A 23,991-nucleotide genomic window follows, 5' to 3' on the forward strand; every position below is an offset into this window, starting at 1 on the left:
GGATACGTTCGGTCAGTCCCCCAGCACCGGGAATTTCCGGGGCGCGAGGAACAGCAGCACCAGGAACGCCAGTGCCGCCGCGCAGGAGGCGCCCAGGTAGACGGCGTGCACCGCCTCGGCGATCGCCCGCCGGGTCGCCTCCGGCGCGGTGCCCGAGCCGAGGGCCCGGGTCACCGAGTCGAGGTCGCCCGCACCGCCGAGCCGGGCGGCCAGCACCCCGTTGGCGACCGCGCCGAAGACCGCCGCGCCGACCGTCTGGCCCGTCTGACGGCAGAACAGCACGGACGCGGTCGTCGTACCGCGCTCGGCCCAGCCCACCGTCGACTGCACGCCGACGATCAGCGGCAACTGGAACAGGCCCAGCGCGGCGCCGAGCAGCAGCATCAGCAGGGTCGGCTGCCAGGCCTGCCCGGGGTACGGCAGGAACGGGAACGAGAGCAGGATCAGCGCGGCCGCTCCGATGCCCAGCATCGCGGTGTTGCGGAAGCCGATCCTGCGGTACACGTGCTGGCTCAGCGCCGCCGACACGGGCCAGCTCAACGTCCATACGGAGAGCACGAATCCGGCGGCCACGGGCGCGAGACCCAGTACCGACTGGGCGTAGGTGGGCAGGAACACCGTCGGCGCCACCATCAGCAGGCCCAGCGCGCCCAGGGCCAGATTGACCGCGGCGATCGTGCGGCGCCGCCACACCCAGCCCGGGATGACCGGCTCCGCCGCCCGGCGCTCCACCAGCACCACGACCGCGACGAGGACGAGTCCCGTACCGAACAGGGCGAGTGAGGGCGCCGACAGCCACGGCCACGCCACGCCGCCCTGCACCAGGGCCGTGAGCAGCACGCCGCCGCACGCGAACACCGCGACGGCGCCCGCCCAGTCCACGCGCGCGGGCGCGCCGCCTTCCCGCGCCGGCTCGTGGAGGTGACGGACGATCAGCCACAGTGCGACCGCGCCGATCGGCAGGTTGAGCAGGAAGATCCAGCGCCAGTCCGCGTAGGCGGCGAGCACACCGCCCAGGCCCGGGCCGGCGATCGCCGAGACCGCCCACACCGTGGACAGCTTCGACTGGATCCTGGGACGGTCCTTCAGCGGGTAGAGGTCGGCGGCGAGCGTCTGCACGGTGCCCTGGAGGGCGCCGCCGCCCAGCCCCTGCACGATGCGGAACGCGATGAGCGCCCCCATGTTCCAGGCCAGCGCGCACAGCAGGGAGCCGACGAGGAAGACCACGGAGCCCGCGACGAGGACCGGTTTGCGGCCGAAGGTGTCGGAGAGCTTGCCGTAGACGGGCAGGGTGACGGTCACGGCCAGCAGGTAGCCGGAGAACAGCCAGGAGAAGACGGAGAAACCGCCGAGGTCCCCGACGATCTGCGGGACGGCGGTCGCGACGATGGTGGCGTCGAGCGCCGCCAGCGCCATGGAGAGCATCAGCGCGGCGACGACGGCACCCCGCCGGTCGGTCCTGGCGGGACGTTCGGCCTCACGTGCCGCGGAACTGGTGCTGCCCACCCCGGGTCCTCCCCCTCGTTTCTGCCTGCCCCTTGCACCTAACTGCCGCCCGACAGCTTCCCACCTGACCCTGACGCAGCGGGAGGGTGGAGCCTGCTTGAGCCGACGGGTGGAGCGAACCCTGAGACGGTCTCCACCCTTCGGTGGACTGCCCCTAGGGGTACCTCCGTACTACGACCTGGGGAGGGTTCGTACCGGCGGAGGACGAGACGCACGGGGGCCGGTCCTTAACCTGGCTTTACGCCGTCGGGGGGCGGCTATGCACACCGGCGGGGGTGGGGTTTTCCACAGGAAAAGACTGCGCTGAGCACCAGGGCGCGGGACCCCTCCCCACCGCGAGACTGAAACGCGTCGGACGGATTCCTCGTCCGCATCGCGTACCAGCGGCTGTCGACCAGGCGACCGCCTTCACCATCTGCTGACCGATATAGGAGACATACCGTGACTTCGGCTGTGACCATTCCCAGGCACGGGGGTACTGGAGAGCGTACGGCCGTTGCCGCGCGGGCGCGGCAGGTCGTGAAGGCGTACGGGACCGGTGAGACCCGCGTCGTCGCGCTCGACCACGTCGACGTGGACATCGCACGCGGCCAGTTCACCGCGATCATGGGCCCCTCGGGGTCCGGCAAGTCCACGCTCATGCACTGCCTCGCCGGGCTCGACACCGTCACCGGCGGCCAGATCTACCTCGACGAGACCGAGATCACCGGCCTGAAGGACAAGAAGCTCACGCAACTGCGCCGGGACCGGATCGGGTTCATCTTCCAGGCGTTCAACCTGCTGCCGACGCTCAACGCCATAGAGAACATCACGCTGCCCATGGACATCGCGGGCCGCAAGCCGGACAAGCAGTGGCTGGCGCGGGTGGTGGAGACCGTCGGGCTCGCCGACCGGCTCAAGCACCGGCCCACCCAGCTGTCCGGCGGCCAGCAGCAGCGCGTCGCCGTGGCGCGGGCGCTCGCCGCCCGGCCCGAGATCATCTTCGGGGACGAGCCGACCGGAAACCTCGACTCGCGCGCCGGCGCCGAGGTGCTCGGCTTCCTGCGGCAGTCCGTGGACGAGCTGGGCCAGACCATCGTGATGGTCACCCACGACCCGGTCGCCGCCAGTTACGCGGACCGCGTGCTGTACCTCGCCGACGGCCGCATCGTCGACGAGATGTACAAGCCGACCGCGGAGGCCGTCCTCGACCGCATGAAGGACTTCGACGCCCGGGGGCGCACGTCATGACCGTCATGAAGACCTCGATGCGCAACTTCTTCGCGCACAAGGGGCGGATGGCGCTCTCCGCGGTCGCCGTCCTGCTGTCGGTGGCCTTCGTCTGCGGCACGCTCGTCTTCACGGACACCATGTCCACGACGTTCGACAAGCTCTTCGCGGCCACCTCCTCGGACGTGACGGTGAGCGCCAAGGGCGCCTCCGACAGCGGTGAGACCACCGCCGACAACGGCAAGCCGCCGGTCATGCCGGCCTCCGTGCTCGGCGAGGTCCGCAAGGCGCAGGGCGTGAAGTCCGCCGAGGGCGCGGTGTTCTCCACCTCGGTGACCGTCGTCGACGCCGACAAGGACAGCCTGTCGCCCACCAGCGGCGGCCCGACCATCGTCGGCAGCTGGAACGCCAACGAGGCCCGCACCATGAAGATCGCCTCCGGTGCGGCGCCCAAGAGCGCCGACCAGATCATGGTCGACGCCGACACCGCCGACAAGCACGACCTGAAGCTCGGCGACGAGATCGGCGTGCTCAGCGCCGTCGGCAACCACACCGCGAAGATCTCCGGCATCGCCGACTTCACCGTCACCAACCCCGGCGCGGCGATCTTCTACCTCGACACCAAGACCGCCCAGCAGACCCTGGTCGGTGAGAGCGGCGTCTACACCAACGTCAACGTCACCGCGGCCGCCGGCGTCAGCGACGCGCAGCTGAAGAAGAACGTCTCGGCCGAGCTGGGCGCCGGCTTCCAGGTGAAGACCGCCAAGGAGACCGCCGACGCCAACCAGAAGGACGTCGAGGGCTTCATGAACGTCATGAAGTACGCGATGCTCGGCTTCGCCGGGATCGCCTTCCTCGTCGGCATCTTCCTGATCATCAACACCTTCTCCATGCTGGTCGCCCAGCGCACCCGCGAGATCGGCCTGATGCGGGCGATCGGCTCATCCCGCAAGCAGGTCAACCGCTCCGTGCTGGCCGAGGCGCTGCTGCTCGGCGTCGTCGGATCGGCGCTCGGCGTCGGCGCGGGCGTCGGCCTCGCCGTCGGCCTGATGAAGCTCATGGGCCAGATGGGCATGGAGCTGTCCACCGACGACCTGACGGTGGCCTGGACGACCCCCGTGGTCGGCCTCGTCCTCGGTGTCGTCGTCACCGTCCTGGCCGCCTACCTGCCCGCCCGGCGCGCCGGCAAGATCTCCCCGATGGCCGCACTGCGCGACGCGGGAGCCCCCGCGGACGCCCGGGCAGGCTGGATCCGCGGTGTGATCGGCACGGTCCTCACCGGTGCCGGCGCCGTCGCCCTGTACCTGACGGCGCAGGCCGACAAGGCCACCGAGGGCTCGCTGTGGCTCGGCCTCGGCGTGGTGCTGTCGCTGATCGGCTTCGTCGTCATCGGCCCGCTGCTCGCCGGCGGCGTGGTCCGGGTCCTCGGCGCCGTCCTGCTGCGGATGTTCGGCCCCGTCGGCCGCATGGCCGAGCGCAACGCCCTGCGCAACCCGCGCCGCACCGGCGCGACGGGCGCCGCCCTGATGATCGGCCTCGCCCTGGTGGCGTGCCTGTCCGTGGTCGGCTCCTCCATGGTGGCGTCCGCCACCGACCAGCTCGACAAGACCGTCGGCACGGACTTCATCATCCAGTCCGACAGCGGCCAGCTGGTCACCCCGCAGGCCGTCAAGGCCGCGAAGTCGGCCTCCGGCGTGGAGCGGGTCACCGAGTACAAGTGGACCAAGGCCGACTTCACCACCCCCGACGGCAAGACGCTCAAGGACACGGCGATCACGGCGGCCGACCCGTCGTACGCGACCGACCTGCGCACCGAGACGGTCGCCGGCAAGCTGCCCGACGCCTACAAGCCCGACTCGATGTCCGTCCACGAGAAGTTCGCCAAGGACCACGGCATCAGCCTCGGCTCCAAGATCAAGGTCGCCTTCAAGGACGGCGCCACGGCCGACCTGACGGTCCGGGCGATCACCAGCAGCGACGTCGTGATCGACGCGGGCGCGATGTACACGTCCATCGCCACGATGGCCAAGTACGTCCCGGCCGACAAGATGCCGCTGGACGAGATGCTCTTCGCCAGCGCCAAGGAGGGGCAGCAGGACGCCGCCTACAAGTCCCTGAAGTCGGCGCTGCACGACTACCCGCAGTACACCGTGCGCGACCAGACCGACTACAAGGATGCGCTGAAGGACCAGATCGGCCAGCTGCTCAACATGATCTACGGCCTGCTGGCCCTGGCGATCATCGTCGCCATCCTGGGCGTGGTGAACACCCTGGCCCTGTCGGTGGTGGAGCGCACCCGGGAGATCGGCCTGATGCGGGCGATCGGCCTCTCCCGCCGGCAGCTGCGCCGCATGATCCGCATGGAGTCGGTCGTCATCGCCCTCTTCGGCGCCCTGCTGGGCCTCGGACTGGGCATGGGCTGGGGCGCCACCGCACAGCAGCTCCTCGCCCTGGAGGGCCTGGGAGTCCTGGAGATCCCCTGGCCGACGATCATCGGCGTCTTCATCAGCTCGGCGTTCGTGGGACTGTTCGCGGCGCTCGTCCCCGCGTTCCGGGCGGGCCGGATGAACGTCCTGAACGCCATCGCGACCGAATAGCCGGCCAAGACCACCGCACACGGGGGTTGCGGAGGACGGGCCCGCCCCGGAGGTTTTCGCCTCCGGGGCGGGCCCGTGCGCGACCGGGTGCCGGCACCCGGCGTCAGCCCGCCGCCACGCGCTCCAGGAGGACGTACCCGTTGGCCTTGCCCGTGACGGCGTAATCGGCGCCGGGGTGCAGCCGCCGGGCGTAGCCCACGGGGTCGCGGTACCTGCCGTCGATGTTCTCCAGGGCGATGTACGCCGGCGTGATGCCCTGGGTGCCGCCGAGCCACAGGACGCGGCAGCGCGAGGTCAGGCGGCTGATCGGGCCGACATTGGCCTCGACGGTGGCGCCGTCGGGGATGCGGGCCAGGAGCCGCTCGACACCGGACACCGGGGCGGGCTTGCGGTAGACCTCGGCCTCCGCGAGCTGCGCCAGCGGCAGCGAGGTGGTCAGCGCCAGAGCCGCCGCGGCGACGGCGGCCGGCAGCTGGGCGGCGTACGACCTCAGCCACGGACGGGGGTTCGTGCGCGCGGTCGCGAGGGCGTCGGCCAGGGCGAGGAAGACGACCGGCATCAGGACCGCGCTGTAGTGCCAGTCGGTGCCCCAGTAGTGCTCGTCACCGGACAGAAAGCGCCAGCCGAGCGTCGGCAGGGCCACCAGCAGCAGCGGGGAACGCAGGGCGAGCAGTCCGGTGGTGGGGACCAGCAGCCAGGCGAGGGTGCGCAGCTTGGTGCCGAGGCCGTCGAGGGGACTGCCCGACTCGCTGACCTTGTTCCAGTAGTCGTAGGTCCCGGACGTGTTGAACGCCGGGATCACCACCGTGAGGACGAGCACCGTAGCCGCCAGGCCGAACACCGCGGCACCGAGCGCGTACGCCGCCGTCCGGGGCGACGAGCCGCGCGCCCGCCACGCGACGACGAGCGCGATGGCGGCCAGTGTCAGCCCCAGGTCCTCCTTCACGAGCACCAGGGGAAGCGCCCAGTACAGGGCCGCGCGCCGGCGCTCCGCGAGCAGGGCCTCCAGGGAGAAGGCGATCAGCGGCACGGCGAAGCAGATCTCGTGGAAGTCGAAGTCGACGGCGCGCTGGACGCCCCAGGACAGTCCGTAGGCGAGACCGAGCGCCAGACCGCGGCGCCGGCCGAGGAGCCGGGCGGCGGCGCGGGTGACGGGTACGGCGGACAGGGCGAACAGCGCGGCCTGCGCGACCAGCAGCGTGACCGGCGAGGGAAACAGCCGGTACACCGGCGCGAGCAGGGCCGTCACGGGGCTGAAGTGGTCACCCAGGATGTCGAACCCCGGCCCCTTGAGGTCGGCCACCGGCGCCCGCAGATGCGCGTACGCCCGCACGACCTGCTCGAAGATGCCCAGGTCCCAGGAGAGGGTCGTCATGTGCCGGTAACGGCCGACGGAGACGGCCGCGTAGGCGGCGCAGAGGGCGGCGGCGAGGATCCACGGGTCCCACCGCGCGCGGTCCGGGGGCGGATCGTCGCGGGGCAGGCCGACCGGCGTCGGTATGTGGGGGTGGGGCTGGGGCTCTGAGGCCCGGAGGGTGGACGCGGGCATGCCGTGCCTTACGGGTGGGGGTACCGCTCGGGGGACCGGACCGATCATGCCGTGGCGAAATCAACGGGTGGGGGTGATGTTGTGAAGGTTGGGCGGCTGATTCCCACTTGACCGGCCGCACTCGCCCGACCGGGAGAGGGGTTGTCCACAGCCCCGCCGCGTGGCCGCGCATCGTCGTACGCTGGAGACCCCCGGCCCGCAGCGCGCGTCGGGCCCGTCGTGTTGCCCACCCCTGGACGGAAAAATCCCCGAATGAGCCTGCACGGTCTGCTCGACGCCGTAACCAAGGACGCCGCCCTCGCGGAAGCGATCAACGCGGCCGCAGACGGCAACCGCATGCATGTCGACCTGGTCGGCCCCCCTGCGGCCCGCCCCTTCGCGGTCGCCGCCCTGGCCCGCGACACGGGCCGCCCGGTGCTGGCGGTGACGGCGACGGGCCGTGAGGCGGAGGACCTGGCCGCGGCCCTGCGCTCCCTCCTCCCGCCAGAGGGGATCGTGGAGTACCCCTCCTGGGAGACGCTCCCGCACGAGCGGCTCAGCCCCCGCAGCGACACCGTCGGCCGCCGCCTGGCCGTGCTGCGCCGCCTGGCCCACCCCCGCTCCGACGACCCCGAGACCGGCCCGGTCTCCGTCGTCGTCGCGCCCGTGCGGTCCGTGCTCCAGCCGCAGGTCAAGGGCCTCGGCGACCTGGAGCCGGTCGCCCTGAGGACGGGCCAGACCGCCGACCTGAACGAGATCGTCGAGGCCCTCGCGGCCGCCGCGTACGCGCGCGTGGAGCTCGTGGAGAAGCGCGGCGAGTTCGCCGTGCGCGGCGGCATCCTCGACGTGTTCCCGCCCACCGAGGAACACCCCCTGCGCGTCGAGTTCTGGGGCGACGACGTCGAGGAGATCCGCTACTTCAAGGTCGCCGACCAGCGCTCGCTCGAAGTCGCCGAGCACGGCCTGTGGGCGCCGCCGTGCCGCGAGCTGCTGCTCACCGAGGACGTCCGCGCGCGGGCGCGTGCCCTGGCCGAGGAGCACCCCGAGCTCGGCGAACTGCTCGGCAAGATCGCCGAGGGGATCGCGGTGGAGGGCATGGAGTCCCTCGCGCCGGTCCTCGTCGACGACATGGAGCTGCTGCTCGACGTGCTGCCCAAGGGCTCCATGGCCGTCGTGTGCGACCCGGAGCGGGTCCGCACGCGCGCGTCGGACCTGGTGGCCACGTCGCAGGAGTTCCTCCAGGCCTCCTGGGCGGCCACCGCCGGCGGCGGCGAGGCGCCCATCGACGTCGGCGCGGCCTCCCTGTGGTCCATCGCCGACGTCCGGGACCGGGCCCGCGAGCTGGACATGATGTGGTGGTCGGTGTCGCCGTTCGCCGCCGACGAAGAGCTCACGGAGACATATGCCGCTGACGCGGCGGGCGACACCCTCAAGCTCGGCATGCACGCCCCGGAGACCTACCGCGGCGACACCGCCAAGGCCCTCGCCGACACCAAGGGCTGGCTCGCCGACGGCTGGCGCACGGTGTTCGTCACCGAGGCGCACGGCCCGGCGGCCCGTACGGTCGAGGTGCTGGGCGGCGAGGGCATCGCCGCCCGTCACGACGCCGACCTGGCCGAGATCTCCCCGTCGGTCGTGCACGTGGCGTGCGGCTCGATCGAGCACGGCTTCGTCGACCCGGCCCTCAGACTCGCCGTCCTGACCGAGACGGACCTGACCGGTCAGCGGGCGGCGGGCCGCGAGGGCGCCCGGATGCCGGCCCGCCGCCGCAAGACCATCGACCCGCTCACCCTGGAGCCGGGCGACTACATCGTCCACGAGCAGCACGGCGTCGGCCGCTACATCGAGATGGTGCAGCGCACCGTGCAGGGCGCGACCCGCGAGTACCTGGTCGTCGAGTACGCCCCCGCCAAGCGCGGCCAGCCCGGCGACCGCCTGTACATCCCCACCGACCAGCTGGAGCAGATCACCAAGTACGTCGGCGGCGAGGCCCCCACCCTGCACCGCCTCGGCGGCGCCGACTGGACGAAGACGAAGGCCCGCGCCAAGAAGGCCGTCAAGGAGATCGCGGCCGACCTGATCAAGCTCTACAGCGCCCGCATGGCGGCCCCCGGCCACGCCTTCGGATCGGACACCCCCTGGCAGCGCGAGCTGGAGGACGCCTTCCCCTACGCGGAGACGCCCGACCAGCTCACCACCATCGCCGAGGTCAAGGAGGACATGGAGAAGTCGGTCCCGATGGACCGCCTGGTCTGCGGCGACGTCGGCTACGGCAAGACCGAGATCGCCGTCCGGGCCGCCTTCAAGGCCGTCCAGGACGGCAAGCAGGTCGCCGTCCTGGTGCCCACGACCCTGCTGGTCCAGCAGCACTTCGGGACGTTCAGCGAGCGGTACGCGCAGTTCCCCGTGAGCGTGAAGGCGCTGTCCCGCTTCCAGACCGACACGGAGGCCAAGGCGGTCCTGGAAGGCCTGCGCGAGGGCTCGGTGGACATCGTCATCGGCACCCACCGCCTGTTCTCCTCGGAGACCAAGTTCAAGGACCTGGGCCTGGTCATCGTCGACGAGGAGCAGCGCTTCGGCGTCGAGCACAAGGAGCAGCTGAAGAAGCTCCGCGCCAACGTCGACGTGCTGACCATGTCCGCCACGCCGATCCCCAGGACGCTGGAGATGGCGGTGACCGGCATCCGCGAGATGTCCACGATCACGACGCCGCCGGAGGAGCGGCACCCGGTGCTGACCTTCGTCGGCCCCTACGAGGAGAAGCAGATCGGCGCCGCCATCCGCCGCGAGCTGCTGCGCGAGGGCCAGGTCTTCTACATCCACAACCGCGTCGAGTCGATCGACCGGGCCGCCGCCCGGCTGCGCGAGATCGTCCCCGAGGCGCGCATCGCCACCGCCCACGGCCAGATGTCCGAGCAGGCGCTGGAGCAGGTCGTCGTCGACTTCTGGGAGAAGAAGTTCGACGTGCTGGTGTCCACGACCATCGTGGAGTCCGGCATCGACATCTCCAACGCCAACACCCTCATCGTGGAGCGCGGCGACACCTTCGGCCTGTCCCAGCTGCACCAGCTGCGCGGCCGGGTGGGCCGTGGCCGCGAGCGCGGGTACGCGTACTTCCTCTACCCGCCGGAGAAGCCGCTGACCGAGACCGCGCACGAGCGGCTCGCGACCATCGCCCAGCACACGGAGATGGGCGCCGGCATGTACGTGGCGATGAAGGACCTGGAGATCCGCGGCGCGGGCAACCTGCTCGGAGGCGAGCAGTCCGGCCACATCGCGGGCGTCGGCTTCGACCTGTACGTGCGGATGGTCGGTGAGGCCGTCGCCGACTACCGGCGCCAGCTGGAGACCGGCGAGATCGAGGAAGAACCGCCGCTCGAGGTCAAGATCGAGCTGCCCGTCGACGCGCACGTCCCGCACGACTACGCGCCCGGCGAGCGGCTCCGGCTCCAGGCGTACCGCGCCATCGCCTCCGCCAACACGGAGGAGGACGTCAAGGCCGTACGCGAGGAACTCGTCGACCGCTACGGCAAGTTGCCCGAGCCGGTGGAGAACCTGCTGCTCGTGGCCGGTCTGCGGATGCTCGCGCGGGCGTGCGGCGTCGGCGAGATCGTGCTCCAGGGCACCAACATCCGCTTCGCGCCCGTGGAGTTGCGCGAGTCGCAGGAGCTGCGGGTCAAGCGGCTGTACCCCGGCGTCGTCATCAAGCCGGCCGCGCACCAGGTGCTGGTGCCGCGCCCGAAGACGGCGAAGGTCGGCGGGAAGCCGCTGGTCGGGCGTGACCTGCTGGCGTGGGTCGGGGAGTTCCTGACGTCGGTCCTGGGCTCCTGACGCTGACGCGGTGTCAGGCCACCGGTCGTACGCGTGCGCCGGTGGCCTCGCGCAGGGCCGCCGCCAGCCGGTCGCGGACCTCGGCCTGCGCGGCGATGCGCGCGTCCAGCACCGCGAGACGGCCGGCGGCGACCCGGAGCGCCTCCGCGGAGGCGGGCCCGGCCGTGACGTCGCCGTCCAGGCACGGCAGGAACACGCGTACGTCGTCGAGCGTCAGACCCACGTCCAGCAGACGGCGGACGTTGCGGACGCGGACGGCCGTACCGGCGTCGTACAGGCGATAGCCGTTCGCGGCGCGTTCGGAGGTGATGAGCCCCGCCTGCTCGTAGTGGCGCAGGGCGCGCGGCGTCGTGCCGGTCGCCTCGGCGAGTTCGCCGATCCGCATGCGTCGTTCCGCCATGCGCGTCAGTCTCATGCGACGACCGCGCCGCCGTCCACCGGAAGGATCACGCCGGTGACGAACGAGGCCTGCGGCGAGGCCAGTTGCGTGATCGCCCACGCCACCTCCTCGGGGCGTCCGAGGCGGCCGAGCGGTGTGTGCGCGAGCTGCCACGCGCGGATCGCGGCCTGTTGCTCGGGGGTGTGCCCCGCGTGCTCGCCGATCGGCGTGTCGATCGCTCCCGGCGCCACGGCGGCGACCCGGATCCCCAGCGGGGCGAGCTCGGCCGCCCAGCTGCGCGTGAGCACCTCCAAGGCCGCCTTCCCGGCCGCGTACAGGGAGTTGCCCGGCCAGGCGCGCTGGCCGACGGACGTCGTCACGTTCACGATCACGCCACGGCTGTCCTCCAGTGCCGCAAGCGCGGCCTGCGTGAGCAGGACGGGAGCGAGGAGGTTCGTCGCGAGCTGCGGCTCCACGGCGGCACGCGTGTAGGCGCGCAGGGACTGGGTGTCGAGGATGCCCGCGTTGTTCACGAGCACGTCGATGCGGCCGTGCCGGTCGAGTGCCGTACGGACGATGCGTCCGGGAGCGTCGTCGGCCGTGATGTCGGCGACGAGCGGGCTGATGCGGGCCGGGTCGTGGGCGGCGGTCTCGGCGAGCGGCGCCGCGCGGCGGCCCACCGCCACGACCTGTGCGCCCTCGTCGGCGAACGCCCGGGCGGTGGACCGGCCGATGCCGGTACCGGCGCCGGTGACGAGCACGGTGCGCGGGGTCTTCGAGGGGGTCTTCGAGTGTGGGGATGCCATGCGGGGATCGTCGGACCCTGACGTCAGTGTCAAGGTCAAGCGAACGTGTCACGGCCGAGCGAAGCCGCCCGCAGGAGCTGTCTGTCCGCGGACGGCCTCTGAGGGCGGAGGCCTTACTGCTGGTCGGGCCGTTCGCGGTCGCGGTCCATGCCGAGCTGTCCCTCGACCCGCTGCTGCCCGGCGTCGATCTGGTCCTCGTACTTGCCGCCGGTCCTCTCGTTCATCTTCTGTTCCGCGGAGTCGGAGCCTTGCTTGCCCTTGTTCCGCGCCTGGCTCTTGAACTTGTCGAAGATGCCCATTCAGAAACTCCCTCCGGAGATGGCTCAGAACCGACGATACGCGTGGCGTGCGAGGAATGCCCGTTTAGGGCCGATGTGGTCTGGACCTCTTCCTCGCTACGGTGGGTCCAGGCACACGCCGCCCGTGCGGAGGCGGAACAGGCAAGCAGGGGAGGGGCGCACGGTGAGGCGTCTGAGGCGCGGGGCGGCACTGGCCGTCGCGATGATGTTCGCCGGCCCGGCACTGGCCGGCTGTGAAGGCCTGACCCCGCCCGCGGACGGCGGTGGACCCTCGGGGTCCGGCGTCCCGACGGCCGGTGACGGACGGGCCGTGAGCCCGCTGGACAACCCGGACGGCACGAAGCCGGGCCTGGCGGCGATCACCTCCGCCGAGGACAAGGCGCGGGCCCGTGCCGTCATCGAGAAGGTGGAGACGAAGGGGCGCGGGCCCAGGACGGGCTACGAACGCGACAAGTTCGGCTATGCCTGGATGGACTCGGCACCGGCCGACGTCCCCTTCGCCCGCAACGGGTGCGACTCGCGCAACGACCTCCTCAAGCGCGACGGCGAGAACCTCCGCTTCCGGTCGGGCTCGGACTGCGTCGTCATGGCACTCACCCTGCACGACCCGTACACCGGCAAGGTCATCGAGTGGACCAAGTCCCGTGCGACGAAGGTCCAGATCGACCACGTCATGCCGCTGTCCTACGACTGGCAGATGGGCGCCTCGCGCTGGACGAAGGACAAGCGTGAGGCCATCGCGAACGACCCGCTCAACCTCGTCCCGGTGGACGGGCCGACCAACGGCTCCAAGGGCGACTCCGGTCCGGCGTCCTGGCTGCCCCCGAACAAGCGGATCCGCTGCGCCTACGCGGTGCGCTTCGCCCAGGTGTCGCTGAAGTACGAGCTTCCCGTCACGGCGGCGGACAAGCGGATGATGCTGAAACAGTGCGGCAGTTGAAACCGGATGAGGTGAGCCCGGCCGGAGCGTCCCGGATGCCGAGCGGACTTGTCGCGCTGGCGCTCGGCGGCTTCGGCATCGGCCTGACCGAGTTCCTCATCGCCGGGCTGCTGCCGCAGGTGGCGTCGAGCTTCGCGGTGTCCGAGGCGGCCGCGGGCCGGCTGATCTCCGGATACGCGCTGAGTGTCGCGGTGGGAGCGATCGCGCTGACCGCGGCGACGGCACGCCTGCCCCGCAAACACGTCCTGGTCGGCCTGGTGGCCCTGTTCGTCCTCGGCAACCTGCTGTCGGCCGTCGCGCCGAACTACCCGGTGATGCTGCTCGGGCGGATCGTCGCGGCGCTGTGCCACGGTTCGTTCTTCGGCATCGGCTCGCTGGTCGCACGCCGTCTGGTCGTGCCGGAGAAGAAGTCCCAGGCCGTGGCGGTCATGTTCGCCGGGCTGACGGTCGCGAACGTGCTGGGCGTGCCGTTCGGCGCGCTGGTCGGTGAGCGCTGGGGCTGGCGGGCGGCGTTCTGGGCGGTCACCGCGATCGGCGTCCTCGCCCTGGCGGGGATCGCCGCGCTGGTGCCCGCGTGGGCGGGCCGGACACCTGCGCCCTCGGGGACGGCCGATGGGGAACCGGTACCGCCGAGCGGCCTGCGGGCGCAGATGCGGGCCTTCCGCTCCTGGCAGGTCTGGCTGACCCTGACGGCCACCGCGCTCGGCTACGGCGGGATGTTCGGTGCCTTCAGCTACATCGCCTACACCTTCACCGAGGTCAGCGGCTTCGCCCCGGCGGATGTCGCCTGGCTGCTGATGGTCTACGGCGTCGGACTGGTCGTCGGGAACCTGGTCGGCGGGCGCGCGGCCGACCGCGACCGTGACCGTGCCCTGGTCCTCGCCCTGTCCGGACTCACCCTCACGCTGGCCCTGTTCGGGCTGTTCGCCGGCAGCGCGACCGCCTCGGTCGTCCTGGTGTTCGTGATGGGGGTGACGGGGTTCGCCAGTGTGCCCGGGATGATCACGCGTGTCACCGACCACGCGCACGGTGCGGCACTGGCCGCCAGCGCCAACGTGTCCGCGTCCAACGTCGGCAACGCCCTCGGCGCCTGGCTCGGAGGCCTGGCCATCACCGCGGGCCTGGGCTACACCTCACCGCTCTACGTCGGCGCCGGCATCACCCTGCTGGCCACGGTCGTCATGGTCGTCGCCGCACGGCAGGCCAGGTCTTCGGAGGTGGCGGACCGTGTCCCCACGCGGTAATTCGGTTCCGGCCGTGCCCCCGCACGCCTACCGTGATCACATGCAGCCGAAGATATCGAGCCTCGCCGACCGCCCGGACATGCGGGAGCGGGTCGTCGGGATGGCGGACAGCTGGCCGGAGTTCACGATCCAGGACCTCGTCGGCGCCGCGCACTTCCCGCGGATCGCCGCCGAACTCCCGGAGTACGTCCTGTTCGCCGAGGACGAGCAGGGCGAGGTCGTCGCGAACGGCTACAGCGTGCCCTTCGCCCTGAAGGCCGAGGGCCGTGGCCGACTGCCCGGGAACGGCTGGGACACGGTCCTCGTGTGGGCGTTCTCCGACCTGCGCCGCGGCGTCCGCCCCGACACCGTCAGCGCGATCTCGATCTCCGTCGCCCCGCACGCCCAGGGCCGCGGCCTGTCCGCGCTGATGCTCTCGGCCATGCGCGACAACGCCCGGGCGCACGGCTTCCGGGAGGTCGTCGCCCCGGTCCGCCCCAACGCCAAGCACCTGGAACCGCACACGCCCATCGAGGAGTACGCGCACCGGGTCCGCCCCGACGGCCTGCCCCAGGACCCGTGGCTGCGGGTCCACGCCCGGGCCGGTGCCACCATCGACTCCGTGGCACCGGCGTCCATGACGGTGGCCGCCTCACTGGCGGACTGGCGCCGCTGGACGGGGCTGCCCTTCGACACCCGGGGCGACATCGAGGTACCCGGTGCCCTGGTGCCGGTGCGCTGCGAACCGGAGCGCGGCTACGCGGTGTACGTCGAGCCCAACGTGTGGATGCGGCATCCCCTGTGACCGGGCGGGCCCGTCCCGGAGCTCCCCTACGACCCGTTACGACCCGTGGGCCGGCCGGCCCGCCACCGCCGCGAGTTCGGGAGCGGGCTCGACGCCCAGCTCCCTGCGCAGCCGCCGCCGTAGGTCGCGGAACAGCTCGGCGGCCCTGCTGGGGGCTCCGAGCTCCACGAACGCCCGCATGAGCAGCAGATGGCTGGGCTCGTCGAGCGGCTCCCAGGACACCAGGAACGTCGCCGTCTCCGCCGCCTCGTGGGGACGGCCGCCGGCCAGGAGACTGTGACCGGCCTCCCGCAGCGCGTGGAACCTGCGCTCGTCCCAGCCGGCCTGGTGCAACTCCGCCCAGGCCGACCGCACATCGGACATCAGCGGCTGCCGCAGCATCTCCAGGTCCCGCGCGCGGGGCGGTGCGCCGGGCCGGGTGACGCGCTCCAGAGCCTCCTCCGCCAGCCTCCAGTCGCTGGTCAGCGCGTCGGTGAGATGCACCGTCTCGCCTTCGGTGTACGTCAGTTCCCAGGGCAGGCTCCGGTTCGTCCGCCACAACAGGCGGCTGAGTCTGCGCCGCCCGACGCTCTCCGGCAGGCCGGGCCAGAGCGCGCCGACGAGGGCCGGTCTTCGGGCCCTGCGCCCGCCCCGCAGTTCCAGATAGGCGAGCAGTTCGGCGGTCTGCGGCGGCAGTCGGTGGGATTCGTGTTCCGCGAGGTGGATGCCGTCGTCACCCAGCAGACGCAGCAGCACGGTGGGTTCGGTCCTGCTCTTGTCCGGGTGGGTGGAGGCCACTCCGAACGGAGATACGTATGGCAAAGGTTCCCCCTGTGTTTCCCCGTATCCGGCCCTTGTCCTCGTAAGTACCGGGCCGCGCGTGATGGAGCAGAGGTCAGCCTGCCGATCACGCGCCAGACAGTTAACACCGGCCTGTCGAACAGAACAAGCCATATGGCCACCGCTCGTGGGACAGCGGTGACCGAAAGTGATTTCCCGGCGCGTCCGGCCGTCGACGGGTCCGGCCGCGCTGACCTGGACCGGGAACAGCGCGGAGACACCCGGGAGACACCTTCGCTGCATGATGTGCCCATGTCCGAGATCGTCAGGGGGCGCACCAGGGTGAGCGCGGAGACGGGGCCTTGTGAGCCTGTGCGAGCCGTTGGCCAACCGGCCGTAACGGCTTGCCAGTTGACTCATGGAGGACTCCGTGAACAAGAACCGCGTCATCGCGAGCACCGTGCTCGTCGGTGCCCTCATCGGTGTCGGCGCGCCGGCCGCCACCGCCGCGACCCCGGCTCCGGCCCGCTCCGTGGCCCAGGTGCAGACGGCCGACACCCACCGCGCGGTCTCCTCGGCCGCCGAGGTGAGGATCGCCACGCCGGCCGCCTCCACCAACACCGCCACGGGCTCGACCACCGCCTCGGCCGCCGCCGAGACGGGCGAGTTCGCCGCCCAGGGCCGCATCAGCTGGCTCATCGGCAAGCTGAAGGGCCTCGGCTCGACCGCCTGGAACAAGCTGAAGGCCGCGGCCAAGAGCGGCTACAACGCGTTCAAGAAGGCGTACGAGAAGTACGTGCCGTGGCTGGTCCGCAAGGCGATCGAGGTCGGCTACACGGTGTACGAGGTCTACACCATCGTGAAGGACTTCGTCAGCTGAGGACCCTGCTGACCGAGGGCCCGATCAGCGGGTTTCCCCGTCCGGACACGCGTCGGGAAGCCACCGTCGCAGCACCCGGACGCCCGGCCGGCTCTCGGTGACCTGCGCGGCCGCGGGAGCGGGGGCTCCGCTCGGCCGTCACCACCGGTCAGGGTTCCGGCCGGTCACCCGGCCGGCGGTGCGGCCCGCGGAACCAGCCGGTTCCGCGGGCCGCACCCCGCCTTCCCGACACCCGACCCTTTGACAAGCCCTCGAGGAAAACCAAGGAAGACATGAGCAACGGATCCTTCCCGGCACAGCGGCAGGACGCCCCGGACTCCGTCCGCGGCGACACCTGGCCCGTAGTCCCGCTCGCTGTGGCCCTGCTGCTGCTCCGCTGGCAGGGAGAGCACACCTGGGCGTACGTCACCGCGGCCGTGATCGGCGGCCTCGGGCTCCTGGCCGCGCTGATCGGACTCGCCGAGTGCGTCAAGGCCGTCCGGCGCGGGCTCGCGCCCGGCAAGGTCGTCTGGGTCGTCGCCATCCTGTTGCTCGCGAGCTTCGGCGTGGTGCGGCAACTGATCGTGGCCTGAGGCGGGTTCGGAACATGACCAAGGCGACGATCGAAGTGTCGGGGCTGGCCAAGACGTACGCGAAGAAGCGCGTCGTCGACGGCCTGTCCTTCACCGTGAGCCCCGGAACCGTCACGGGGTTCCTCGGCCCGAACGGGGCCGGCAAGACCACCACCCTGCGCATGCTGCTGGGTCTCACCCGGCCCGACGCCGGCACCGCGCTCATCGGCGGGCGCGCCTACCACGAGCACCCCGAACCCCTCCGGGTCGTCGGCGCGTTGATGGACGCCCGCTGGGCTCACCCCAAGCGCTCCGCCCACGCCCATCTGACCTGGCTGGCCCGCAGCAACCGCATCCCCCTCCAGCGGGTCGACGAGGTGCTCGCGCAGGTCGGGCTCGCCGACGTGGCGGGCAAGCGGGTCGGCGGGTTCTCGCTCGGCATGGCACAGCGCCTCGGGCTGGCGGGAGCGCTGCTGGGCGATCCGGGCGTCCTCGTCCTCGACGAACCCGCCAACGGCCTCGACCCCGAGGGCATCGCCTGGATGCGGGGACTGCTGCGCGCACTGGCGGCCGAGGGACGCACCGTCTTCGTCTCCAGCCATCTGCTCGCCGAGATGGCGCAGTTGGCGGACGACGTGGTGATGATCGGGCGCGGGAAACTGATCACCCAGGGTTCCGTCTCGGACCTCACCTCGCTCAGCTCCACGGAGGAGGTGCTCGTCCGTGCCGAGGAGCCGGAGCGGCTGCGCGCCCTGGTCGCGGAGCACGGCGCGAGCGTCGTCGAGGCACCCGACCGCGCCGAGGCGCTGCTCGTCTCCGGGATGAGCAGCGAGGACATCGGCAGAGCGGCGGCCCGGGCCGGACTGGCCCTGTTCGAACTGGCGCCGCGCCGCCGCACGGTCGAGGACGCCTATCTGAAGCTCACGGCCGATGCGGTCGAGTACCGGGGCTCCCTGCAGCAGCCGGTGGAAGGGAGCCGGGCATGAGCACGGCCGTACTGCGGACGGAAGTCGACAAACTGCGGTCCCTGACCTCGACGTGGTGGTTCCTCGGCATCACGGCCGCGGTGTCGCTCGCGCTGAGCGGCTTCGGGGTGCGCGAGACGGCGGAAGGACAGGAGCCGGGCATCGCCGACGTCCTGACGGGACCGGCCTTCGCCCAGCTGCTCATCATGGTCTTCGCCGCCCGTTCGGCCACCATGGAGTTCCGCACGGGCACGATCTGGGCCTCCCGGCTGGCCGTGCCGTCCTGGCAGCGGCTGCTCACGGGCAAGGCGGCCGTCGTCGCCGGGGTCGCCGCACTCGCCGGCGCGGTCCTCATGGCCGGTGGCCTCGCCGTGGCCGCGCTGGCGGAGCCCGGCGCGCGGCTCGCCCCGCACTCCGGACTCGACTGGCGCCAGCTCCTCACGGTGCCGGTGGCGTTCGCGATCACCGCCGTGATCGGACTCGCGGTCGGGCTGTTGCTCAAGAGCGGGGGCGCGACCGTGGCGGTCGTACTGGTGTGGTCCCTGGTGGCCGAGCCGGCGCTGGGCGCCACGGGCGAATGGCTGCTCAGCGTCGACATCGGTGCCTGGCTGCCCTTCATCGCGCTCAGCGACTTCCAGGGCCAGCCCGGCGGGACGCCGTTCCCCGGCGGCCCCTACGCGGCCGGCCTCTACGTCGCACTCCTCGCCGCCGGGCTGCTGGCGGCGGCGATCCGGGTCCAGGAACGCAGGGAGCCCTGACCGGACGGGGCCGGAACGGAGCCCCGAGGCCCGGAGACCCGGAGACCCAGAGCCCGGGAGGGGACCCCGCAGACCCCCCGGACGCGGCTCCCCTCCCGGACCGGTCCGCGCGGCGGTGCCGGAAGTCCTGGTGAATCGTTGGTCGAATGGGTTGGCCAGAGCTTGGCCACTGCCTACCATCGATCACCGCAAGACCTTGTGCACCGTCGCACAATCTCCTCGGGAGGTCTCCTTGCACCGCCGCCGTCGCACCGCGCTCGTCCTCACCGCCGCGATCGCCGCCGCGGCACCCCTTCTCACCGCCTGCGGCAACGACGCGCATCCCGGCGCGGCGGCCGTGGTGGGCGGGCAGCGGATCACCGTCTCGCAGCTGGAGAACCGGGTCGGCGAGGTACGCGCGGCCCAGCGGGCGGCCGTGCGGGACGACGCCCAGTACCAGCAGGCCATCGCAGGCACCGGCACGCTCACCCGCGACACCCTGCACACCATGGTCCTCGACCGGGTGCTGCACCGCGCCGCCCAGGACGCCGGTGTGACCGTCAGCCGCAGGGAGATCCAGGAGATGCGGTCCGGCCTGGAGGAGCAGGCCGGCGGCGCCAAGGCGCTGGAGACCACCTGGCTCCAGCAGTACGGCATCCCGCCGCAGCGCCTGGAGGAGAACCTCCGCCTCCAGCTGGAGGCCCAGAAGCTCGCTCAGAAGCTCGGCACCGACACCAACCGACCCGAGTTCTGGAAGGCCCTGTCCGAGGCCTCCAAGGACCTGAACGTCGACCTCAACCCGCGCTACGGCACCTGGGACGTCCAGAAGAGCAGCCGAGCCGACGCGAAGACGCCGTGGGTGCGGGACGTGTCGGCGGCGCAGGCGCAGCAGAACATGTAGGAGCACCGCCCCGGGTGTCCCGGGGGCCCGTCCAGGGGCTGTGGATGACTTCCGGGGTTGTCGGCGGCGTGGGATAGCTTCGAATCGTGAACGCCAACAGCCCCGAGGCCCCCGGCCGCATCGTCCTGCTCACCACCAGCCACCGTGTCGCCCCCGGCCTGCTGTCCTGGCCCGCCTGGCAGGTGCTGCACGCGGCCGACCAGGTGCTGTGCGCGGACGGCGCGCACCCGCAGCTGCCGTATCTGCGCGAGGCGGGGATCACCGTCGACGAGGCGTCCCCGACGGCCGAGGAACTGGTCGACGCCTGCGCCGGCGGCCGCACGCTGGTCGTCGTGGCGACGGGCGAGGGCGAGCCGGCCCTGACGGACGGCCTGGCCCGCCTGGCCGGCACCGGCCGCGTCGCCATGCCCGAGCTGGAGCTGCTCCCCGCGTCCTACGACCTCCCGGGCGCCCGCCTGCTCGATCTGGTCCAGGTCATGGACCGCATACGCGCCGAGTGCCCCTGGTCGTCCCAGCAGACGCACAAGGGCCTGGCCAAGTACGGCATCGAAGAGGCGTACGAACTCGTCGAGGCGATCGAGGAGGGCGACCGCGACGAACTGCGCGAGGAGCTCGGTGACGTCCTCCTCCAGGTCGTCTTCCACGCCAGGATCGCCGAGGACGACCTGGAGAGCCCCTTCTCCGTCGACGACGTCGCCGCCGGCATCGTCGCCAAGCTGATCCACCGCCACCCACATGTCTTCGGTGACGAGACGGCCACCACGCCCGAGGAGGTCAAGGCGCACTGGCTGCGCACCAAGGCGGTCGAGAAGCAGCGCAGCTCGATCACCGAGGGCATCCCCCTCGGCCAGCCCGGCCTGGCCCTCGCCGCCAAGCTGGCGTCCCGGGCCCGCACCGCCGGCCTGGACATACCGCTCCCGCCGGTGGAGGGCCTCGGCTACGACCTGCTGGCCCTGGCCGTCCGCGCGGAGGCGGAGGGCGTCGACCCGGAGGCGGCCCTGCGAGCGGCGGCCCGCGCGTACCGGGACGCGATCAGGGAAGCGGAGCAGGGCTGAGACCGGCCGGGCAGGCGCAAGGGGCGGAGCAGGGCTGAGATCGGCCGGGGGCAGACACGAGAGGCGGAGCAGGGCTGAGATCGGCCGGGGCAGGCGCAAGGGGCGGAGCAGGGCTGAGACCGGCCGGGCAGGCGCAAGGGGCGGAGCAGGGCTGAGATCGGCCGGGGGCAGACACAAGAGGCGGAGCAGGGCTGAGATCGGCCGGGGGCAGACCCAAGGGGCGGAGTAGCGCTGAGATCGGCCGGGCGCAGACATAAGAGGCGAAGGGTGGCTGAGACCGGCCAGGGGCAGGGCACAGGGGGGGAGAACGGCTGAGACCGGCCGGGTCAGGGCCGGGCAGGGAGGCGGAGGACCGCTGGGACCGGCCGAGGGAGGGGAGGGGGGCGGGAGCCGGATACCGTCGGGGAGTGACCGACCAGCCCCAGCCCAGCACCCCGGCCGCCGCTCCCGACCTCTTCACCTGGGAGTTCGCGAGCAACCCCTACCCCGCCTACGCCTGGCTCCGCGAGCACGCCCCCGTGCACCGGACCAAGCTGCCCAGCGGCGTGGAGGCCTGGCTGGTCACGCGGTATGCAGACGCCAAGCAAGCGCTCGCCGACCACCGGCTCTCCAAGAACCCCGCGCATCACGACGAGCCCGCGCACGCCAAGGGCAAGACCGGGATCCCCGGCGAGCGCAAGGCCGAGCTGATGACGCATCTGCTCAACATCGACCCGCCGGACCACACCCGGCTGCGGCGGCTCGTCTCCAAGGCGTTCACGCCCCGCCGGGTCGCCGAGTTCGCGCCGCGGGTGCAGGAGCTCACCGACACCCTCATCGACGGGTTCGCGCGGAAGGGGTCCGCCGACCTCATCCACGAGTTCGCGTTCCCGCTCCCCATCTACGCCATCTGCGACCTGCTCGGCGTCCCCCGCGAGGACCAGGACGACTTCCGCGACTGGGCGGGGATGATGATCCGTCATCAGGGCGGGCCCAGGGGCGGCGTGGCGCGGTCCGTGAAGAAGATGCGCGGCTACCTCGCCGACCTCATCCACCGCAAGCGGGAGGCGCTGCCCGACGAGCCCGCCCCCGGCGAGGACCTCATCTCCGGCCTCATCCGCGCCTCCGACCACGGTGAGCACCTCACGGAGAACGAGGCCGCGGCCATGGCCTTCATCCTTCTGTTCGCCGGCTTCGAAACGACCGTGAACCTGATCGGCAACGGCACCTACGCCCTGCTCACCCACCCCGAGCAGCGCGCACGCCTCCAGGCGTCCCTCGCCGCCGGGGAGACCGGCCTCCTGGAGACCGGCGTCGAGGAACTCCTGCGCTTCGACGGCCCCGTCGAACTCGCCACCTGGCGGTTCGCCACCCAGCCCCTCACCATCGGCGGGCAGCAGATCGCGCCCGGCGACCCGGTCCTCGTCGTCCTGGCCGCCGCGGACCGGGACCCGGAGCGGTTCGCCGGTCCGGACGTGCTCGACCTCGCCCGCCGCGACAACCAGCACCTCGGTTACGGCCACGGCATCCACTACTGCCTCGGCGCCCCGCTCGCCCGTCTGGAGGGCCAGACCGCGCTCGCCACGCTTCTCACCCGCCTCCCGGACCTGCGGCTGGCGGCGGATCCGGCCGAGCTGAGATGGCGCGGCGGCCTCATCATGCGCGGGCTGCGCACGCTGCCGGTGGAGTTCTCACCGGCTAAACATGACACGCCGTCAGACCTGTGATCTTCACGTGATCTGCGCGGCATGAACTTGTGACAAGTGATCGTCTGCCGATACGTTCACCCATCATCAGCGCGGCCCGGGGGACCCTGCGCCGCGCCGGTCACTGCTGTCTCGCGAAAGGTCTCCGTATGCTCTCCGGGAACGGTCGGCACCGTCGCCCCCGCCAGGCTCCGGCTCTCCTCGTCGCGGCCGGGGTCACCGGCTCCGCCATCGCGATCCCGCTCCTCGGAGCCTCCGGTGCCAGCGCGGCCGACGGCACGACCTGGGACCGGGTCGCGGACTGCGAGACCGGCGGCGCCTGGAGCCAGAACAGCGGCAACGGATACTTCGGCGGCCTCCAGTTGTCCCAGGAGGACTGGGAGAACCACGGCGGCCTCGACTACGCCCCGAGTGCCGACCTGGCCAGCCGCTCCCAGCAGATAGCCGTGGCCGAGAGAATCCTCGCCGACCAGGGGGTCGGCGCCTGGCGCACCTGCGGTCTGCTCTCCGGCCTCGAACAGGACAAGGGCTCGGACACGTCCGACTCGTCCGCTCCGACGGACTCACCCGGACTGCTCGACTCCTCCGAGTCGGACGAAACCACCAACTCCGACAAGTCGCCTGATTCTGCCGATCCCTCGACGGAGCAGTCACAGGAGCAGTCGCAGGAGCAGTCCCCGGACCAGTCGCAGGACCAGTCACGGGATCAGTCGCAGGACCAGGAGCCCGGCAGCTCCCCGTCGCCCACTCCGGAGCGTGACGAGCCCGCCAAGTCGCCACAGGACGACCGCTCTTCAGCCCCGTCCGACACCACTTCCGGCCGCCACCGCGGCCCCAGCGCCGACGAGGACGCCAAGGCCGAGGACGGCCGTTCCTCCGGCTCCGCCGGACGGCACGCCTCGCGCGACGGCGAGGCCGCCCGGGAGGCGACGGACGGCTCCTACACCGTCCGCCCCGGCGACAGCCTCTGGTCCATCGCGAACTCTCTTGATGTCAGCGGCGGATGGCGCGCGCTCTACGTCGGGAACGAGACGGCCGTCGGCACCGACCCGAACCTCATCCGCCCCGGTCAGAAGCTCACGGTAGGGGTCGAAGCGGACGAGCGGTAGCCGGTGGGGCAGTACGGAAACGGGGGTGGAAGTCACCCCGAAACCGTGCGAGTTCACGTCACCGTTCGCGGCTAATGTCCCTTATCGGTGCGGTGAGAGATAGATCTCAGAAGCCCTGATCGTCTTTGAAATTCCGCGGATCGCATGTCTACGGTCATGACCGCTCGTCACCACGAGCCCCGGCTGCCGCAACGCCGAATCCTGCCAGCGGCCGCACGGGAACAGT

The 23,991-nt window shown here is 71.7% G+C and carries 20 protein-coding genes; 14 read left to right on the forward strand and 6 right to left on the reverse strand.

The features are described from left to right. Positions 1-12: 12 nt before the first annotated feature. On the reverse strand, positions 13-1,506 hold the full coding sequence (locus tag ACZ3I3_RS09445; RefSeq protein ID WP_467363830.1) for an MFS transporter: 1,494 nt from the start codon (positions 1,504-1,506) through the stop codon (positions 13-15). 441 nt (positions 1,507-1,947) lie between these two features. Between ACZ3I3_RS09445 and ACZ3I3_RS09450 the strand changes: the two genes are divergently transcribed. Then, a complete protein-coding gene (locus ACZ3I3_RS09450; RefSeq protein WP_467363831.1) occupies positions 1,948-2,736 on the forward strand; it encodes an ABC transporter ATP-binding protein in 789 nt (262 codons plus the stop codon). Next, on the forward strand, positions 2,733-5,312 hold the full coding sequence (locus ACZ3I3_RS09455) for an ABC transporter permease (RefSeq protein ID WP_467363833.1): 2,580 nt from the start codon (positions 2,733-2,735) through the stop codon (positions 5,310-5,312). The genes ACZ3I3_RS09450 and ACZ3I3_RS09455 overlap by 4 nt, the downstream gene beginning before the upstream one ends. A 103-nt stretch (positions 5,313-5,415) precedes the next feature. On the opposite strand, the gene ACZ3I3_RS09460 is transcribed toward ACZ3I3_RS09455, so the two are convergent. Next, positions 5,416-6,861, reverse strand: a complete 1,446-nt coding sequence (locus tag ACZ3I3_RS09460) for a DUF2079 domain-containing protein (RefSeq protein ID WP_467363835.1) — start codon at positions 6,859-6,861, stop codon at positions 5,416-5,418. 252 nt (positions 6,862-7,113) lie between these two features. Between ACZ3I3_RS09460 and mfd the strand changes: the two genes are divergently transcribed. Next, positions 7,114-10,671 carry a transcription-repair coupling factor gene (mfd, locus tag ACZ3I3_RS09465; RefSeq protein WP_467363837.1) on the forward strand — a complete coding sequence of 1,186 codons (3,558 nt, stop codon included), beginning with the start codon at positions 7,114-7,116 and terminating at the stop codon, positions 10,669-10,671. Between the two features lie 13 nt (positions 10,672-10,684). Here mfd and ACZ3I3_RS09470 read toward each other — a convergent pair whose 3' ends face one another. The 3 genes from ACZ3I3_RS09470 to ACZ3I3_RS09480 all read right to left on the reverse strand — a co-directional run bounded on the left by ACZ3I3_RS09470 (position 10,685) and on the right by ACZ3I3_RS09480 (position 12,155). Further along, the gene (locus tag ACZ3I3_RS09470) at positions 10,685-11,056 is read right to left on the reverse strand and encodes a MerR family transcriptional regulator (protein ID WP_467364009.1); all 372 of its coding nucleotides are present in this window, start codon (positions 11,054-11,056) and stop codon (positions 10,685-10,687) included. Between the two features lie 26 nt (positions 11,057-11,082). Next, positions 11,083-11,856 carry an SDR family NAD(P)-dependent oxidoreductase gene (locus ACZ3I3_RS09475; protein WP_467363839.1) on the reverse strand — a complete coding sequence of 258 codons (774 nt, stop codon included), beginning with the start codon at positions 11,854-11,856 and terminating at the stop codon, positions 11,083-11,085. Positions 11,857-11,969: 113 nt separating this feature from the next. Further along, the gene (locus tag ACZ3I3_RS09480) at positions 11,970-12,155 is read right to left on the reverse strand and encodes an antitoxin (protein ID WP_397699951.1); all 186 of its coding nucleotides are present in this window, start codon (positions 12,153-12,155) and stop codon (positions 11,970-11,972) included. A gap of 163 nt (positions 12,156-12,318) precedes the next feature. On the opposite strand from ACZ3I3_RS09480, the gene ACZ3I3_RS09485 reads away from it, so the two are divergent. From ACZ3I3_RS09485 to ACZ3I3_RS09495, 3 genes are read left to right on the forward strand one after another with little or no spacing between them, the layout of a single operon-like run. Further along, a complete protein-coding gene (locus tag ACZ3I3_RS09485) occupies positions 12,319-13,095 on the forward strand; it encodes an HNH endonuclease family protein (RefSeq protein WP_467363841.1) in 777 nt (258 codons plus the stop codon). Positions 13,096-13,130: 35 nt separating this feature from the next. Beyond that, complete coding sequence (locus ACZ3I3_RS09490) at positions 13,131-14,339, forward strand: MFS transporter (protein WP_467363843.1); 1,209 nt, start codon at positions 13,131-13,133, stop codon at positions 14,337-14,339. A gap of 40 nt (positions 14,340-14,379) precedes the next feature. After that, the gene (locus ACZ3I3_RS09495) at positions 14,380-15,123 is read left to right on the forward strand and encodes an N-acetyltransferase (RefSeq protein WP_467363844.1); all 744 of its coding nucleotides are present in this window, start codon (positions 14,380-14,382) and stop codon (positions 15,121-15,123) included. Positions 15,124-15,159: 36 nt separating this feature from the next. On the opposite strand, the gene ACZ3I3_RS09500 is transcribed toward ACZ3I3_RS09495, so the two are convergent. Then, positions 15,160-15,924 carry an AfsR/SARP family transcriptional regulator gene (locus tag ACZ3I3_RS09500; protein WP_467363846.1) on the reverse strand — a complete coding sequence of 255 codons (765 nt, stop codon included), beginning with the start codon at positions 15,922-15,924 and terminating at the stop codon, positions 15,160-15,162. 388 nt (positions 15,925-16,312) lie between these two features. Between ACZ3I3_RS09500 and ACZ3I3_RS09505 the strand changes: the two genes are divergently transcribed. The 8 genes from ACZ3I3_RS09505 to ACZ3I3_RS09540 all read left to right on the forward strand — a co-directional run bounded on the left by ACZ3I3_RS09505 (position 16,313) and on the right by ACZ3I3_RS09540 (position 23,765). Then, positions 16,313-16,762 (forward strand): hypothetical protein, encoded by a 450-nt coding sequence (locus tag ACZ3I3_RS09505; protein WP_467363848.1) that lies wholly within the window; start codon positions 16,313-16,315, stop codon positions 16,760-16,762. 272 nt (positions 16,763-17,034) lie between these two features. Beyond that, on the forward strand, positions 17,035-17,334 hold the full coding sequence (locus tag ACZ3I3_RS09510; protein WP_467363850.1) for a hypothetical protein: 300 nt from the start codon (positions 17,035-17,037) through the stop codon (positions 17,332-17,334). A 14-nt stretch (positions 17,335-17,348) separates the two neighbouring features. After that, the gene (locus ACZ3I3_RS09515; RefSeq protein WP_467363852.1) at positions 17,349-18,299 is read left to right on the forward strand and encodes an ABC transporter ATP-binding protein; all 951 of its coding nucleotides are present in this window, start codon (positions 17,349-17,351) and stop codon (positions 18,297-18,299) included. After that, positions 18,296-19,036: a hypothetical protein gene (locus tag ACZ3I3_RS09520; RefSeq protein ID WP_467363853.1), complete on the forward strand. Its 741-nt coding sequence runs from the start codon at positions 18,296-18,298 to the stop codon at positions 19,034-19,036. The genes ACZ3I3_RS09515 and ACZ3I3_RS09520 overlap by 4 nt, the downstream gene beginning before the upstream one ends. A 232-nt stretch (positions 19,037-19,268) precedes the next feature. Further along, positions 19,269-19,916 carry a SurA N-terminal domain-containing protein gene (locus tag ACZ3I3_RS09525; protein WP_467363855.1) on the forward strand — a complete coding sequence of 216 codons (648 nt, stop codon included), beginning with the start codon at positions 19,269-19,271 and terminating at the stop codon, positions 19,914-19,916. Between the two features lie 86 nt (positions 19,917-20,002). Next, complete coding sequence (locus ACZ3I3_RS09530) at positions 20,003-20,971, forward strand: nucleoside triphosphate pyrophosphohydrolase (protein ID WP_467363857.1); 969 nt, start codon at positions 20,003-20,005, stop codon at positions 20,969-20,971. Positions 20,972-21,378: 407 nt separating this feature from the next. After that, positions 21,379-22,677 carry a cytochrome P450 family protein gene (locus ACZ3I3_RS09535; protein WP_467363859.1) on the forward strand — a complete coding sequence of 433 codons (1,299 nt, stop codon included), beginning with the start codon at positions 21,379-21,381 and terminating at the stop codon, positions 22,675-22,677. 128 nt (positions 22,678-22,805) lie between these two features. Next, positions 22,806-23,765: a transglycosylase family protein gene (locus tag ACZ3I3_RS09540; protein WP_467363860.1), complete on the forward strand. Its 960-nt coding sequence runs from the start codon at positions 22,806-22,808 to the stop codon at positions 23,763-23,765. Positions 23,766-23,991 lie beyond the last annotated feature (226 nt).

Source organism: Streptomyces sp. NPDC016851, from assembly GCF_055562795.1.

Bases quoted from the DNA above. Each gene is read 5' to 3' on its own strand.
- ACZ3I3_RS09455 (WP_467363833.1), top strand. From the start codon at position 2,733: ATGACCGTCATGAAGACCTCGATGCGCAACTTCTTCGCGCACAAGGGG.
- ACZ3I3_RS09460 (WP_467363835.1), bottom strand. From the start codon at position 6,861: ATGCCCGCGTCCACCCTCCGGGCCTCAGAGCCCCAGCCCCACCCCCAC.
- mfd (WP_467363837.1), top strand. From the start codon at position 7,114: ATGAGCCTGCACGGTCTGCTCGACGCCGTAACCAAGGACGCCGCCCTC.
- ACZ3I3_RS09470 (WP_467364009.1), bottom strand. From the start codon at position 11,056: ATGCGGATCGGCGAACTCGCCGAGGCGACCGGCACGACGCCGCGCGCC.
- ACZ3I3_RS09475 (WP_467363839.1), bottom strand. From the start codon at position 11,856: ATGGCATCCCCACACTCGAAGACCCCCTCGAAGACCCCGCGCACCGTG.
- ACZ3I3_RS09480 (WP_397699951.1), bottom strand. From the start codon at position 12,155: ATGGGCATCTTCGACAAGTTCAAGAGCCAGGCGCGGAACAAGGGCAAG.
- ACZ3I3_RS09490 (WP_467363843.1), top strand. From the start codon at position 13,131: ATGCCGAGCGGACTTGTCGCGCTGGCGCTCGGCGGCTTCGGCATCGGC.
- ACZ3I3_RS09495 (WP_467363844.1), top strand. From the start codon at position 14,380: ATGCAGCCGAAGATATCGAGCCTCGCCGACCGCCCGGACATGCGGGAG.
- ACZ3I3_RS09510 (WP_467363850.1), top strand. From the start codon at position 17,035: ATGAGCAACGGATCCTTCCCGGCACAGCGGCAGGACGCCCCGGACTCC.
- ACZ3I3_RS09515 (WP_467363852.1), top strand. From the start codon at position 17,349: ATGACCAAGGCGACGATCGAAGTGTCGGGGCTGGCCAAGACGTACGCG.
- ACZ3I3_RS09520 (WP_467363853.1), top strand. From the start codon at position 18,296: ATGAGCACGGCCGTACTGCGGACGGAAGTCGACAAACTGCGGTCCCTG.
- ACZ3I3_RS09540 (WP_467363860.1), top strand. From the start codon at position 22,806: ATGCTCTCCGGGAACGGTCGGCACCGTCGCCCCCGCCAGGCTCCGGCT.